Source organism: Streptomyces sp. NPDC085944, from assembly GCF_040686295.1.
Lineage (GTDB): Bacteria > Actinomycetota > Actinomycetes > Streptomycetales > Streptomycetaceae > Streptomyces > Streptomyces salinarius.
In genome coordinates, this window is the sequence record NZ_JBFBJX010000015.1 from 122,504 (window position 1) to 135,681 (window position 13,178).

At 72.1% G+C, this 13,178-nt stretch carries 9 protein-coding genes and 3 pseudogenes; 4 read left to right on the top strand and 8 right to left on the bottom strand.

The genetic code is table 11. The annotated features are described in order from the left end of the window. Positions 1-60 precede the first annotated feature (60 nt). From AB0P07_RS27560 to AB0P07_RS27570, 3 genes and pseudogenes are all read right to left on the bottom strand, one after another. The gene (locus AB0P07_RS27560; protein WP_365555252.1) at positions 61-1,557 is read right to left on the bottom strand and encodes a cryptochrome/photolyase family protein; all 1,497 of its coding nucleotides are present in this window, start codon (positions 1,555-1,557) and stop codon (positions 61-63) included. Positions 1,558-1,570: 13 nt separating this feature from the next. Then, positions 1,571-2,944, bottom strand: coding sequence for a deoxyribodipyrimidine photo-lyase (locus tag AB0P07_RS27565; RefSeq protein WP_365555254.1), 1,374 nt, complete (start codon positions 2,942-2,944; stop codon positions 1,571-1,573). 4 nt (positions 2,945-2,948) lie between these two features. Beyond that, positions 2,949-3,286: pseudogene (locus tag AB0P07_RS27570) on the bottom strand (DUF2867 domain-containing protein); the annotation flags it as partial. A 284-nt stretch (positions 3,287-3,570) separates the two neighbouring features. On the opposite strand from AB0P07_RS27570, the gene AB0P07_RS27575 reads away from it, so the two are divergent. Then, on the top strand, positions 3,571-3,786 hold the full coding sequence (locus tag AB0P07_RS27575; RefSeq protein ID WP_365555255.1) for a hypothetical protein: 216 nt from the start codon (positions 3,571-3,573) through the stop codon (positions 3,784-3,786). A gap of 145 nt (positions 3,787-3,931) precedes the next feature. On the opposite strand, the pseudogene AB0P07_RS27580 reads toward AB0P07_RS27575, so the two are convergent. Further along, positions 3,932-4,322: pseudogene (locus tag AB0P07_RS27580) on the bottom strand (DCC1-like thiol-disulfide oxidoreductase family protein). Positions 4,323-4,611: 289 nt separating this feature from the next. Between AB0P07_RS27580 and AB0P07_RS27585 the strand changes: the two are divergent. Then, positions 4,612-4,963, top strand: a pseudogene (locus AB0P07_RS27585) (hydrolase); the annotation flags it as partial. A 318-nt stretch (positions 4,964-5,281) separates the two neighbouring features. Further along, on the top strand, positions 5,282-6,163 hold the full coding sequence (locus tag AB0P07_RS27590) for a zinc-binding dehydrogenase (RefSeq protein ID WP_365555257.1): 882 nt from the start codon (positions 5,282-5,284) through the stop codon (positions 6,161-6,163). A 686-nt stretch (positions 6,164-6,849) separates the two neighbouring features. Here the strand turns inward: AB0P07_RS27590 and AB0P07_RS27595 are convergent. Beyond that, positions 6,850-7,755 (bottom strand): SDR family NAD(P)-dependent oxidoreductase, encoded by a 906-nt coding sequence (locus AB0P07_RS27595; RefSeq protein ID WP_365555259.1) that lies wholly within the window; start codon positions 7,753-7,755, stop codon positions 6,850-6,852. Positions 7,756-7,813: 58 nt separating this feature from the next. Between AB0P07_RS27595 and AB0P07_RS27600 the strand changes: the two genes are divergently transcribed. Beyond that, the gene (locus tag AB0P07_RS27600; protein WP_365555261.1) at positions 7,814-8,467 is read left to right on the top strand and encodes a TetR family transcriptional regulator; all 654 of its coding nucleotides are present in this window, start codon (positions 7,814-7,816) and stop codon (positions 8,465-8,467) included. A gap of 396 nt (positions 8,468-8,863) precedes the next feature. On the opposite strand, the gene AB0P07_RS27605 is transcribed toward AB0P07_RS27600, so the two are convergent. From AB0P07_RS27605 to AB0P07_RS27615, 3 genes are all read right to left on the bottom strand, one after another. Continuing rightward, the gene (locus AB0P07_RS27605) at positions 8,864-10,063 is read right to left on the bottom strand and encodes a globin domain-containing protein (RefSeq protein WP_365555262.1); all 1,200 of its coding nucleotides are present in this window, start codon (positions 10,061-10,063) and stop codon (positions 8,864-8,866) included. Positions 10,064-11,373: 1,310 nt separating this feature from the next. Continuing rightward, positions 11,374-12,294, bottom strand: coding sequence for a universal stress protein (locus AB0P07_RS27610; protein ID WP_365555264.1), 921 nt, complete (start codon positions 12,292-12,294; stop codon positions 11,374-11,376). A gap of 273 nt (positions 12,295-12,567) precedes the next feature. Continuing rightward, entirely contained in the window at positions 12,568-13,014 is a 447-nt protein-coding gene (locus AB0P07_RS27615; RefSeq protein ID WP_365555265.1) for a vitamin K epoxide reductase family protein, read from the bottom strand. Between the last annotated feature and the right edge of the window lie 164 nt (positions 13,015-13,178).

Genomic DNA, 13,178 nt, shown 5'->3' on the forward strand with positions numbered 1-13,178 from the left:
TGTCCGGTTCCGCACCGCTTGACAGCCGGTGTCACCTCAGTGGCCCAACGGCACGGGTACTCATGGCGGTGCGTCACCCCGTGCGCGTACCTGCTCGCGCACCTCCGCGAGGTCGGCGAGCCGGTCCAACTGCCGCACCGGCCGGGCGACGCGGTGGTTGCCGGCGAGGCGGTCCCGGTGCCGGTCCAGGAAGGCCCAGTAGCCGGCGGTGTACGGGCACGCGCGCTCACCGGTGCGGTCGCCCGGCCGGTAGGCGCAGGGACCGCACAGGTCGCTCATGCGGTTCACGTAGGCGCCGCCCGACGTGTAGGGCTTGGTCGTCATCCGGCCGCCGTCGGCGTACTGGGACATGCCGACGACGTTGGGGAGCATCACCCAGTCGTAGCCGTCCACGAAGCAGCGGTGGAACCAGTCCGTGACGGCGGCGGGGTCCCAGCCCCGCTGGAGTGCGTGACTGCCCAGGATCATCAGCCGGGGGATGTGGTGCGTCCATCCGGTGTCGCGCACCTGGGCGAGGACGGTGTGCAGGCAGTTCGCCCGGACGGCGTCCGCGTCCAGGTCGTTCCACCAGTCGGGCAGCGGGGCGGTGTGCCGGAGCGTGTTGGAGCGCCGGTAGTCCTCGCCGAAGGACCAGTACAGCTGCCAGACGTACTCGCGCCAGCCGGCGACCTGACGCACGAAGCCCTCCACGCTGTTCAGCGGAGCCCGGCCCTCGCGCCACGCCCGCTCGGCCGTCTCGACGCATTCGGCGGGGTCGAGCAGGCCGAGGTTCAGGGAGGAGGAGAGCAGGCTGTGGCTCATGACGGGGTCGGCGGCGAGCATGGCGTCCTCGTACGGGCCGAAGGTGGCGAGCCGGTGCTCGACGAAGCGCCGCAGGGCCCGCCGCGCCTCCGCCCGGGTCGCGGGGAACAGGCGGGGCCCGTCCCGCCCGACGAAGGAAACGTCCCCGTCGCGCTCCCACCGGTCGAGATCGTGACGGACTTCGTCGTCGATGGCGTCCTCGCGGGGCCGGTAGGGGCGGTCGACCCGCAGCGACGACGTGTCGCGAGGCGGCGGTTCCCGGTTGTCGTGGTCCAGGTTCCACTGGCCTCCCGCGGGTTGCCCGCCGTCCATGAGCAGGTCGTGTCCGCGCCGGACCCAGTGGTAGAAGTCCTCCTGCCGCAGGCGCTTCCCACCGTGGTCGTCCGCCCACCTGGTGAAGTCGGCCATCGGCACCAGGAAGCCCCGGGCGGGGCCCACCGCCACCCGGGGAAGGGCGCGCACCAGGCGGAGCGCGGCGTGCGAAGTGGGGTGGTGGACGCCGACCCGGCGCCCGCGTGCCGCCCGGTCGAGGCCGTCGCGGTAGGTGTCGGCCCGCACGTAGGTGACGCGGTCGCCGAGTTCGGCCGCGCGGTGGCGCATCGCGGAGAGCACGAGATGGGCCTTGGCGCGGTGGAAGCGGCGCCGCCGGAAGACGGAACGTGCCTCGATTATGAGCAGGGGAGTGTCGTGCCCGGGTCCTTCGTCGCCCGGGGTGAGGAAGTGAGGGCCGAGCTGGTCGCCGAAAAGCCAGTGCACAACGGGCGTCCCCTCAGTCGCGGCCGCGGGCGTGCTTGAAGCGCGCGAGCCCGTCGGCGAGGTCGATGACCGGTTGCGGATAGTCGAGCGCGTCGCGTTCCTCCGCCTGGAGGCGCCAGGGCTCGTGCACCTTCTTGCCGTCCACGCCGGCGAGTTCGGGAACCCAGCGGCGTACGTAGGTACCGTCCGGGTCGAACCGCTTGGCCTGGACGGAGGGGTTGAGGACCCGGTGGGGGCGGGTGTCGGTGCCGGTGCCCGCGACCCACTGCCAGTTGAGCTGGTTGTTGACGACGTCGCCGTCCACGAGGAGGTCCAGGAAGTGCCGGGCGCCGATCCGCCAGTCCACGTACAGCGTCTTGGTCAGGAAGCTCGCCACCAGCAGCCGCGCGCGGTTGTGCATCCAGCCCTCGTGGCGCAGCTGGCGCATCGCCGCGTCGACGACCGGATATCCCGTGCGCCCCTCCCGCCATGCGGCGATGTCCTCGGCCGCCTCGTCCTCGCCCCGCCACCGGTCGTGGCGGGTGCGGTAGTCCTTCCCCGACGCCGAGGGCCGCGCCGCCATCACCTGGTGGTGGAAGTCCCGCCAGCACACCTGGCGCACGAACGCCTCCGCGCCCGGCCCTCCGCGCTCGCGGGACCTGTGCACGAGCTCCGCCGGGGACAGCACGCCGAAGTGGAGGTACGGCGACAGCCTGGACGTGGCATCGCCGGCGAGGTCGTCGTGCCGGTCCTCGTAACGGGACAGACCGGACCGCGACCACTGCGAGAACCGGTCACGCCCGGCCGTTTCCCCTCCGGCCGGAAGACCGGGCGAGGTGCCGGAGACATCGGAACGCTCGGGCAGCGGTTCGCCGCGCACCCCGTCGGGGACGCGGACGGTGCGCGGCGCCCGGAGAGGCGTGCGCAGCGACTCCTGGGACCAGCGGCGGAAGTAGGGGGTGAACACGGCGAAGTGGTCGGAGCCGGAGGGGGTCACCGCTCCCGGCGCGAGGGCGGTGATCACCGCCTCGTGCACGCGCAGCGCCACGTCGCTCTCGTCGAGCTCCTTGCGCAGCCGCTCCTCACGGTGCTGGGCGTACGCCGTGACGCCGGCGGCCATGTGCACCTCGCCCGCCCCGCACTCGGCGGCGACCGCGCGGACCTCCCGGGCGACCGGCCCCGCACGGACCACGAGCCGGCCACCGCGGCGGCGCAATGAGGCGTCGAGGTCGTTCAGGCAGTCCGCGAGGAAGGCCCGCCGGTTGGGTGCGTCGAAGTGCGCCGTGCGGATGCCGGGATCGAGCACGAACAACGGCACGACCTCGTCCGCCGCCTTCAGCGCGGCGTGCATCGGTGGATGGTCGTGCAGACGCAGGTCCGAGGTGAACAGGACGACCGCGACGGTCATGGTCTCACTCCTGGCGCAGTGGTACGGGGACGGTGCCCGGTGCTCCGTGCTCCCTGCTTCGGCGGGGGCGGCGACGTCGGATGCGTCGGGAGCGCTGATCACCTGAGTGGGCGGCCAGGCCCTTGGCAGCGGCCTGGGTGATGTTGCGGGCCATGCCCCCGAAAACGACGGCGTGGAAGGGGGAGACGGACCACCGGGAGGCGTGGCCAGGAGCCCCCTGGGGTGGAACAGTGCGCGCTGCCGGTAGCGGTTACGGCCCTCGGCGTCCGTCTCGACGCACATCTGCGGCCGTGCCCGTCCCGGCAGCCTCAGCAGTCGTACCGGTTCGATCTCCTCGACCCGACGAACCGGTCCAGCCGGCCGCGGGCCGTCTTGTCCATGTGTCCTGCCCGAGCGTTGATTCGTTAAGGGGCCGTGTGACGCCACGATGGCCGTAGTCGGCGGTCGGTGCATCTTCTGATCGGCGCATGGATGGAGGCGGGGGCGCATGGAGGGAGGCGGTGCATTGGCCTCACTGGGTGTCGTCCCTTGACACGTCCTCTGACCGTTTGGCGGCGCGTGGCTCGCCGGGCGGCCGCAGTGGGGATGGAATGAGGGGAAACCCCACGTCTGAAGGTGAGTCGGTCATGCTGGTCAAGAAGCTCCACGAGTCCGGAATCCGAGCCGAGCACGCCTACGCGGCCGGCTTCGTTTCCATCGGGTTGTCAGTGGTCACTTGGGGCACTTCCCTGCGCGTGGAGAAGAAGGGAGAAGAGCGCGCCGACCGTTGGGGCATCTTCGTCGGGGAATGGGCTCCGACCTTCTTCGCGATCGGCCTGGCCTTGTCGACGTACGAGAAGTAATCCTCCCCGGCCCGGCACCCTGTTCAGGAGGCGCTGCTGCGCCTGCGCGAGATGCTGTGGCGAACGCTGCGGAACACGTCGGCCCGCGGGCGGTGCGCCGTCCGGGGCCGTGACGCTCCGGGCGGCCGAGGCGCCGGTGCCGCGCTCACGTGCGACGTGCACGCGCTTCGGAACGGAAGCACGCGTCGGACGTCCCCGGGAGCCGCGAGCGGTTGTCTGCCACGAGCGGGTAGACGCCGTGCGCGAGTCGGCGTACCGGCTCCACCATGAGCGGGGCCCCGAGCAGGCTCCATCCGCCGCCCGCGCTCCAGGAGAGGCTTCGACACAGCGTCTGCGCCGCCTCAGCCCGTCCCAGCCGGTGTCACCCACAGTGCCTCGCGCTGAGCACGCTGTCGCGTCACGCCGATGCCTCGCAGGTCGAGTCGCTGCCGGGCGACGCTTTCACAACGGGGACTCACGTTCCGTTCGATCCATCGCACTGCCGTGGTGCAAAAGCCGCAGTCGCCGTCGAAGAGGAGAGTGGGCACCGTCCGCACGCCTTCGTGGCGTCCCGGTGTGCTCCTGTCGGGCATCCGGCCCCGCTTCCCGTGATGGACCGGGCAGCGCCGCGTCCGCGCGTGCCGTAGACGCCACGTGCTGCTGAGCAGGGGTGCGGCATCGTCAGGGCCTGGCGTTCGTTGTGGCGGGCGCTCGCTCCCAGCCGGCGCGGGCGCAAACTGTCTGCCAGCGGTCCGGTCGTCCCTCGCCCCTTCCGGGACGGCGGTGCCCGGTGCGCTGACCACGGTCGGGCGGCCCACGGTCGCGCCGCCGGGTCGCAGAACTGCCCTGGGGCTGCTCGGGGCGAGTACCGGAGCGGCTGCGGCCCTGATCGCGGCCGGCGAGCGCCCCGACAGGGTGTCCGCGGTGGTGTCCCGGGCGGCAGACCGGGCCTGGCAGGCGATGCACTCCCGCTGGTCGCCGCACCGGTCCTGCTCGTCGTCGGTAGCGCCAACAGCGCTGTACTCGGCCCCAAGCCGTGAGGCCACTCAACGGCTCGGTGTCTGACCGAATCCATGTCGTACCGGGCGCCATTCATCGCTTCCCCGAGCCCGGGGCCTTGGAGACGGTCACCGAAGCCGCTGTCGACTGGTTCCGTGACCACCTGAGCGAGGGGACGGGCAATGAGTGCTCGGGCTGAACGCACGACGGACCCGGACGACGGGGCGACTGTGACGGCCGTGTCCGCACCGTCCTCGGTCACCGCGCCGGCCACAGGAGGTGCGGGAGGCGTTCGGCCGCTGGGCCCCGTGGACGCGGGCGGACACGGGGGTCGCGACGGGCAGGTGACTGCCGGCACGGTTGTGCCGCCGCCGTTTCCACCGGGCAGGAAAGCGACAACGCCAACCCCGGGGGGCGGCTGGCAGGCACCGTCTTCTTCGGCGGACCGCAGGCCGCGGGCGGGCTGGACGGGCTGCAGGCCGAGTACGCCCGGGTCCCCTTCGCCCATGTCGGACTGGTGCCGCTGCCGGACACCGTGGACGACGCGCAGGCGATCCTGCTCTCGGACATCTACCCCACCTCCTGGTTCGGAGCCAGGCTGGCCGAGGTCGGCGACGGCGACACCGTCGCGATCGTCGGGGCCGGCCCCGTCGGGCAGGCCGCCGTCGCCTGCGCCCGTCTTCAGGGGGCCGGGCGGATCATCGTCGTCGACGGTGTCGGTGACCGCCTGGACATGGCCCGCAGCCAGCATGCGGAAACCGTCGACTTCCACGCTGAGGACCCGGTCGAGGCGGTGCGTGAACTGACCGGCGGCATCGGCGTGGACCGGGTGATCGAGGCCGTGGGTGTGGACGCACAGAAGCCGTCCCACGGGCCCGCCGCGGACGCCGCGGCCCAGCAGGCCGAGGAGTTCGGCCACGAGCGGTCGGAGGTCGCGCCGGAGCAGAACCCGGACGGCGCGACGTGGGTGCCGGGTGACGCCCCGACGCTGGCGGCGCGCTGGGCGGTGCAGATGGTGGCGAAGGCCGGCACGGTCGGCACCATCGGCGTCTATCCGCCGCAGGTGCAGCACTGCCCCTTCGGGGAGGCGTTCATGAAGAACCTGACCCTGAGGATGGGCAACTGCAACCACCGGCGCTACGTACCGCCTCTGGTCTCGCTGGTCGCCTCGAAAAGCCTCGACCCCACGCCCCTCGTCACCCGCTGGGGCGGCACTCCGAACGCCGTCGAGGCGTACCGCCGCTTCGACCGGCGGGAGGCGGGTTGGACCAAGGTGGTCCTCGGCGTCTCGGACGACGGAGCGGTCGCTCCCGGCCTCGGCGAAGCGGCGGGCACCGGCGCGGCCACCACCGCCGGCTCGCCGGGTCCCACGGCGGCCGAGGCGACCAAGGAAGCGTAGTCATGAAGCGGACCCGTCGTCCGGGGAGTGAGCCGGGCGAGGAGAGGCTCCGCGCGTGCCGTCGCCCGCGGGCCGGCGTGCTCGGGGGACGTGCGGGCGGGGGAGGAAGGAGGCGCGACGGAGCCGTCTGCCAGGCGTCGAACTCCGGAGGCGTCCTGGGGCGGTCGAGGTCGGCCTCGGACAGGTCGACCACGCTCCTCCGTGAAACAGGTGCCGGCGAAGAAGACGTGGTCACCGGTGAACTCGGCGCTCTCGAGGGAGACTTCTCCGCCGCTGAAGGACGTGCGCGCAACGTGGCGCGGGGCCATGGCGTGGATTCCGGCGAGCCGCACCATGGGCAGCGCTGGCCGAGCTGCGCACTGGCGGTGACGAAACGCTCGTTGAACAGCCGGACGTCCTCTCTGCGTTCGGCGGCTTCGGCGAGTGGCTGCCAGCGCGTGCGGACCGGTGAGCGCCGGACAGCCGGGGTGGCCACATCAGGCATGCACTCATCAGGGACAGAGTGACACCGAGTGCGGAACCACAGCAATGCGCCGGGACAGCGCCTGCATTTGGTCCTCCTGTGGCCGAGACACCCCTGATGACCCGTGGGGCGAGGCTGGCACGCCCACACCACGCCGCGGCGGGGCGAGTGCCCGGCCGCCACCCTCCTCGACCGGCCCCGCAGCCGCCCGGGGTGTTTCCGGTCAGCGCCGTGGCGCGCGCCTGGGCTCGTCGGCGGGCATCGGGACGGGGTAGGGCTCGGTGAAGTCCGCCGAGCGGCTGACGTCTTCCCACGCGGCGGCTTGCGCCAGCTGGCCGCGGGAGTACTCCATCGCCATCTCGACGGCGTTGACGCCGAGCAGGAGGTGGGAGGGCGGGCGATCGCGCCGGACCGCCCCGACGATGACGGAGGCGGCGCGCCGTGGGTCGCCGGCGGCCCCGGCGTCGCTCTGGCGCATGCGCCGGTTCATGAGGCCGACGGTGTCCTCGTACTCGGCGGGTACCGGCTGCACCGTCATGGAGGATCCGGCCCAGTCGGTGGCGAACCCGCTCGGCTCGACCACCATGACCTGTACGCCGAACGGTGCCGCCTCCACGGCGAGCACTCGGCTGAACCCGTCCACCGCGAACTTGGCCGCCTGGTACGAGGCGATGCCGGGCGATCCGCCCACCCGTCCGCCGACCGAGGAGATCTGGACGATCGTGCCGCCGCCGTGGTCGCGCAGGGTCGGCAGAGCGGCCTTGCTGACGTTGTGGACGCCCCAGAAGTTGGTTTCGAACTGTGCGCGGAAGTCGGCGTCGTCTGTCGTCTCGATCGGTGACACGTTCGCGTACCCGGCGTTGTTGACCACGACGTCGAGGCGTCCGAAGTGGCTGATCGCCGCGTCGACGGCTGCCCGGGCGCCGGCGGCGTCCGTAACGTCGAGTGCGACCGGGTGAACGCGGTCGCCGCCGTACTGCTGGACGAGGTCGTCGAGGTGTTCCGGTCGGCGGGCCGTGGCGACGACCAGGTCGCCCGCGTCGAGGGCGGCGGTGACCAGGGCGCGGCCGAGGCCGCGCGAGGAGCCGGTGACGAACCAGACCTGCTGCTTGTGCTCGGGTTGTTCCATATCCATAGTGCAACACCGTTGCATTAATTACGCAACGCGGTTGCTCTATGCTGGGGTGATGACCGGGTCCGGATTCCAGCGCGCCCGCAGTGCGCAGGCCAAGCAGCAGCGTGAACGGGCGATCCTCGAATCGGCCCGCGAGCTGGGCGCCGAGCGCGGCATCCGCGAGGTCACGCTGACCGACATCGCCGCAGCCGTGGGCATGCACAAGTCGGCGTTGCTGCGCTACTTCGAGACGCGCGAACAGATCTTCCTCAAGATCACCGCCGAGGGGTGGAAGGACTGGTCCGCGGAGTTGTGTTCCCGGTTGGCGGCGCTGCCGAGCGCGGCACCGGAGGCCGTCGGCCAGGCCTTCGCGGCCACCTTGGCGGCCCGGCCCCTGTTCTGCGACCTGTTGGCCCAGGCGCCCCTCAACCTCGAACGGAACGTGTCCATCGAGTCGGTGCGCTCCTTCAAGGTCGTGACCCTCGACGAGGTCGACCGCATCGGCACCGAGCTGGGAAGGCTGCTCGGCCTCGAGGAGACCCAGGCCGTGGACGTCATCGCGACGGCCACCAGTCTGGCGGGAGCCCTGTGGCAGATGGCGACGCCCGGTCCGCACATCCAGGCCCTCTACCGCAGTGATCCCCGGCTCGCGCACGCGGTCGTGGAGGTCGAGCCGCGACTGGACCGCGTCCTCGGCGCCCTGCTCCGGGGACTGGCCGACCGGTGAGTGGGAGGCGCGGTGGGAGGATCCGCGAGGTTTCGTGCGCCGTGCCACGGTTCTCGTGGCGATTGCCGCCGTCCCCGCCGGTCAGGCCATGGTCCTGTCGCACCGCACGACCCGCTGCCCCTGCCGGCCCAGATCGAGGACCGCCACTCCGGCGCGTTCGCCGGGAGTATCTGGAGCGCGGCCCCGAAGCCTGGCGCCTGCTCCTCCGTCCACCGCCGAGCCCGGCCCCGGGTACCCCTCCCCACCGCGCTCCCCGCTCACCACCGGCGGGCGCCGGTGGCGGCTCGGCCGCCGGTGCCCGCCGGCGCCGTGGCGGGTGGCCGCAGGCGTCCGCGCTTCACGGACGCGGCGCGCCCGTCCCACGCGGTGGCCGGCCCGCCGACGCCCGGTCTCCGGTCACTCGTGGGCCAGCCACAGGTCGGGGCCGAAGACCTCGTAGCGGATGTTGCGGGCGGCGACGCCCGCGTCCAGCAGCCGGGGGCGAACGGCGCGCATGAAGGGCAGTGAGCCGCACAGGTACACGTGGGCGTCGGCGGGCGGAGCGAGGACGGCCGGGTCCATCAGTCCGCTCCGGGCCCCCGGTTCCTCGTCGGCGTCCCGCTCGTACCAGAAATGGGCCTCGGCGTCGGGGAGTTCCCCCACCAGGCGGCGGGTGTCGGAACGCAGGGCGTGATCGGCCGGGGACCTGTCGGCGTGCAGCACCCGTACCGGGCGGGCCGAGCCTTCGGCCGCGAGGTGTTCGAGCATGCCCACCATCGGGGTGCAGCCGATGCCGGCCGACACGAGCAGCAGTGGGGTGTCGGCGTCGTCGAGGACCACGTCGCCGAAGGGCGCCGACAGCACGAGTTCCTCACCGGCCCGGACGGTCCCGTGCAGTCGGTTGGAGACCGCGCCCTCAGGCGTGCCCTCACCGCCGGGAACCCGTTTGACGGTGATGCGCCGAAGATTCTCGCCGGGGGCGTTGGACAGACTGTACTGGCGGGTCTGGTGGAGGCCGTCGGACAGGCGCACCCGGATACTGACGTACTGGCCGGCGCGGGCCGGGGGCACCGGCTCCCCGTCCGCGGGACGCAGCAGGAAGGAGGCCACGTCGGCGGTCTCCTCCCGCCGCTCCACCACGGTCCAGCGCCGCCACGGGTCGCGCGGGTCCACCCGCGCCTGGTCGTAGAGACGGGCCTCCATGGCGATGAGCGCCCCGGCCATGAGCCAGTACACCTCGTCCCAGGCCGCGGCGACCTCCGGCGTGACCGCGTCGCCGAGTACATCGGCGATGGCACCGAAGAGGTACTTGTGGACGATCGTGTACTGGTCCTCGGTGATCCCGAGCGCGGCGTGCTTGTGGGCGATCCTCGACAGCATGGCGTCCGGGCGGGCGTCGGGATGCGCGAGCAGGGCCTGCGCGAAGGCCGCGATGGAGCCGGCCAGCGCCCGGCGCTGTTCGCCGGTGGCCTGGTTGCCGCGGTTGAACAGCCCGTCCAGCAGTTCCGGATGCTCGTCGAACATGGTGCCGTAGAACCGGGCGGTGATCTCGTCCAGGGCATTGCCGACGACGGGAAGCGTGGCGCGCACGACGGCGGCCGACTCGGGCGAGAGCATGGGACTCCTTGGCAGTGAGGACAGGTGGGAGCACGGACGCCGGCTGGCTCGGACCACGGGGTCCGCAGCGGCCGGTGTTTGGAACCGGTTCTCGATCCTGATGTGCGCGCGTCGGTGCGAACAGGGCCGAACGTCCCCGAGCCCGGGGCTCATCGGACCTCGTCCGGGCCGGCCGCCGCCAAGCGGGTCGATCGGGCCCATCCGTCCGTGCCGCTGCTCCATCAGGGCGGCGGTACGGGGAGTCGGCCGCCGCTCCTGCACGTGAGTGTCCTGGGCCGCTGAAGCAGGGACAGTGCCCCCGCCAACCGTGCCGGGGCGGAGTGCGGTGGAGGAACCATGGTGTCCGAAGAACCCGACCACCCAGCCGGTGACCGCGGCACGGGCCCAGCAAAGGGCCCGGGGGTCTGCCCAAGCGGTTTTGGGCCAGTGTGCTGAAACGGGTGGAAGGCCGCCATGTCTCCGTGCGCGGCCGCGTGCAGGAGCAGCCGCTGAAGTGCCTGCCCGGACCGCAGCCAGGTGAGCGGATCGTCCTTGCCCGTGGCGAGGAGCACCACCGGTCCGGTCCGGGTGGGCCATCGCCGAGGAGGCGTGGGGAACATGTCCGTCAATCCCGCACAGTCCCGCCCGGCGAGGGCGGTGGAGTCGGGGTGGAGGACGCTGAGGGGCGGGACGACGGGACGGGACGAGCGGCCGTGAGGACCAACGGCGACCGGACACGGATCGTGGTGGAGAAGACGGTTCTCTGCCCGGCTCCAGCGTCCCGCCGCGCGGCAGTACCGGGCAGAGGCCCGCGGTCCGCAGTACGGGACCACTGCCCCACGTGCCCTGTATGTCGGTGACGCCGGTTGCCCTGCCTGCGGCCGGGAGTGGTCAGCCGGAGCGGACCCCACTGCGCGCCGGGTCCGGTGCAGATGCGGCTGTGGAGGGCCGGGCCTTGTCCAGCATGCCCGCCGCCCGGCCGGACGCCCTCGTGCGCGAGGGCACGCAGCGGGTCGGTGCCAGGCGGGTGAGGACGGGACCGCACACCGCCAGAAGGAGCACGTAGCAGGTCACCAGGGCCGCAAGGCGGTCTCCGGTCGGTTCCGGACACCGCTCACTCTCCCGCCCCCCACCGCCCCGCACCCGACCCCGAATGTCCGCACCCCAGGGGCTCAACAGCCCCGATCCACAAGGACCTTCGGCCACCGCCAGCGATGGAACAGCCCGCCTGTACACGGCCATGTCTCACGCATCGCGTACAGACGGGCCGAGGATCGGGCGGGGCTGAGTTGTCCCTCGTTGCGTTCGCTGTCCTGGGCAGTCCGTCTCGGTCAGTCGTGCGAGATCACCGCCACCGGAGCGACGGAATGATGCAGAAGCGCCTGGGTCACCGGGCCGATATGAGCGCCGACCGCCGCCCGACGGTTCTGCCTGCCCACCACCACGAGAGCGGCATCGTAGGAGGCGTCGACCAGGTGGCGCCCGGCACCACCGATCGTGGCCTGCGCGTGAACCTCCACGGCGGGGTACGTGTCCTGCCACGGTCGCAGGATGTCGGACAGTTCGCTCCGTACCTGCTTGACCATGCCGTCGTTCAGGTCCGGCATGAGCGCGCCGCCGTAGTAGTAGGGAGGCAGCGTCCAGCCGTGGATGATCCGTAGGCGTGCGGCGCGCCGTGAAGCCGCGTCGAACGCGAAGTCGATCACCGCGTCGTTGGGCTTGTGCAGGTCCACGCCCAGGACGACGTCACGGTGGCCGGTGACGGCGGAGACCTTGCGTGCCGAGGTCTTTGGCGGTGCCTCCTTCTCGCCGTACCCGGAAGCACGGACGAGGACGACGGGCCGCTCGCACGAGGCCAGGACGGCATGGGAGACGGAGCCGAGCAGGTATCCCCCCGCCCTGCTCAGTCCCCGGGAGCCCAGTACCAGCAGCTCGGCTTCCTCGGCGGCCTTCAGCAGCACCGGGACGGGCAGTCCGGGGACTTCGTCCGTGTCGATCCACATCCCGGGGCGCGTGTCGCCGACGCGGGAGCGCGCTTGGGCCAGCAGGTGCTGTGCCGATGCCCGCTGGAGGTCGCTCGGCGGCACCGGCACACCGAGTCCGGTCGCCGGTGCGAAGGCGGGGGCCTGCCACTCCCACGCGGTCACGAGCCTCAGAGGCAGGTCCCTGAGCCGTGCCTCGTGCGCGGCCCAGTCTGCGGCTGCCAGGCTCGCCGGCGAACCGTCCAGTCCTGCGGTGATGGTGCGGATCATGGGAATCCTCCTTCAGGCTGCTTCGAGTCTTGGTCCTTTCAGGCGGTGACAGCAGGGACCACTGGTCCTCGGTCAGGAACCGACCGTCCCGGAATCAGACTCTCCGGTGCGCCGCCTGCTGCTCGTCGTCCGATGGGGAGTTCGGGCGGCAGCAGCGTCCCCGGTGTTCGTGCACAGCGGGCGTCGGCCGGCGGGAGCTGTCCGTCCGTGCTGACCCCGAGCTCGCCATGCCGGGATCCGATCCGCAGGGGCGCGCGGAGCCGAGCGGCACGGTCACAGCAGGCTGGTCCAGTAGGTCCGGAAGCGGGTCAGGACGAGCATCGCGATCAGGCCGTACCAGGCACCGAGGAGGAGCCATTGGGTGTCGAGCACGAGGGCGAGGGCCCGTCGGCCGGCCGGGCCCAGCGGGACGACGCCGTGGCGGAGGTTGCGCAGGGTCAGGTACCAGAACGGCGCGATGGTCATGATCCGGACGACCACGCGGTACGGGCAGAGCTTGTCCAGTTCGTAAAGCGACTGCCACAGGAGCCAGTGGACGAACACCACTTCCGTGAGCGCGCCGGCGTTCAGCGTCAGCCACAGCCACCGGTGCAGGCGGGAGCCGGAGAGCACGGCGGGGCCGAGAGCGGTGACCGCGGCGAACGCGGCGAGGCCCAGCACCATGTTGGGGAAGCCGAACACGGTGCCCTGCTCGCTGGACATGACGCTGCCGCAGCTCACTAGGTGACTGAGGTCGCACGCGGGCTGATGGGCGGGGTCGTCGAGCAGCCGTCACTAGTCCGTGGTGAGCCGGAAGGAGGCGAGCCGGCCGACGGCCCCGGTGCCGGTCATGAGCCAGCCCGTGCGACTGCCCCTCCGGCCCACCGGGTCCACGGGAGCGGTAG

Coding starts and splice junctions, on each gene's coding strand:
- AB0P07_RS27565 (WP_365555254.1), bottom strand. CDS start 2,944: ATGACCGTCGCGGTCGTCCTGTTCACCTCGGACCTGCGTCTGCACGAC.
- AB0P07_RS27575 (WP_365555255.1), top strand. CDS start 3,571: ATGCTGGTCAAGAAGCTCCACGAGTCCGGAATCCGAGCCGAGCACGCC.
- AB0P07_RS27595 (WP_365555259.1), bottom strand. CDS start 7,755: ATGGAACAACCCGAGCACAAGCAGCAGGTCTGGTTCGTCACCGGCTCC.
- AB0P07_RS27600 (WP_365555261.1), top strand. CDS start 7,814: ATGACCGGGTCCGGATTCCAGCGCGCCCGCAGTGCGCAGGCCAAGCAG.
- AB0P07_RS27605 (WP_365555262.1), bottom strand. CDS start 10,063: ATGCTCTCGCCCGAGTCGGCCGCCGTCGTGCGCGCCACGCTTCCCGTC.
- AB0P07_RS27610 (WP_365555264.1), bottom strand. CDS start 12,294: ATGATCCGCACCATCACCGCAGGACTGGACGGTTCGCCGGCGAGCCTG.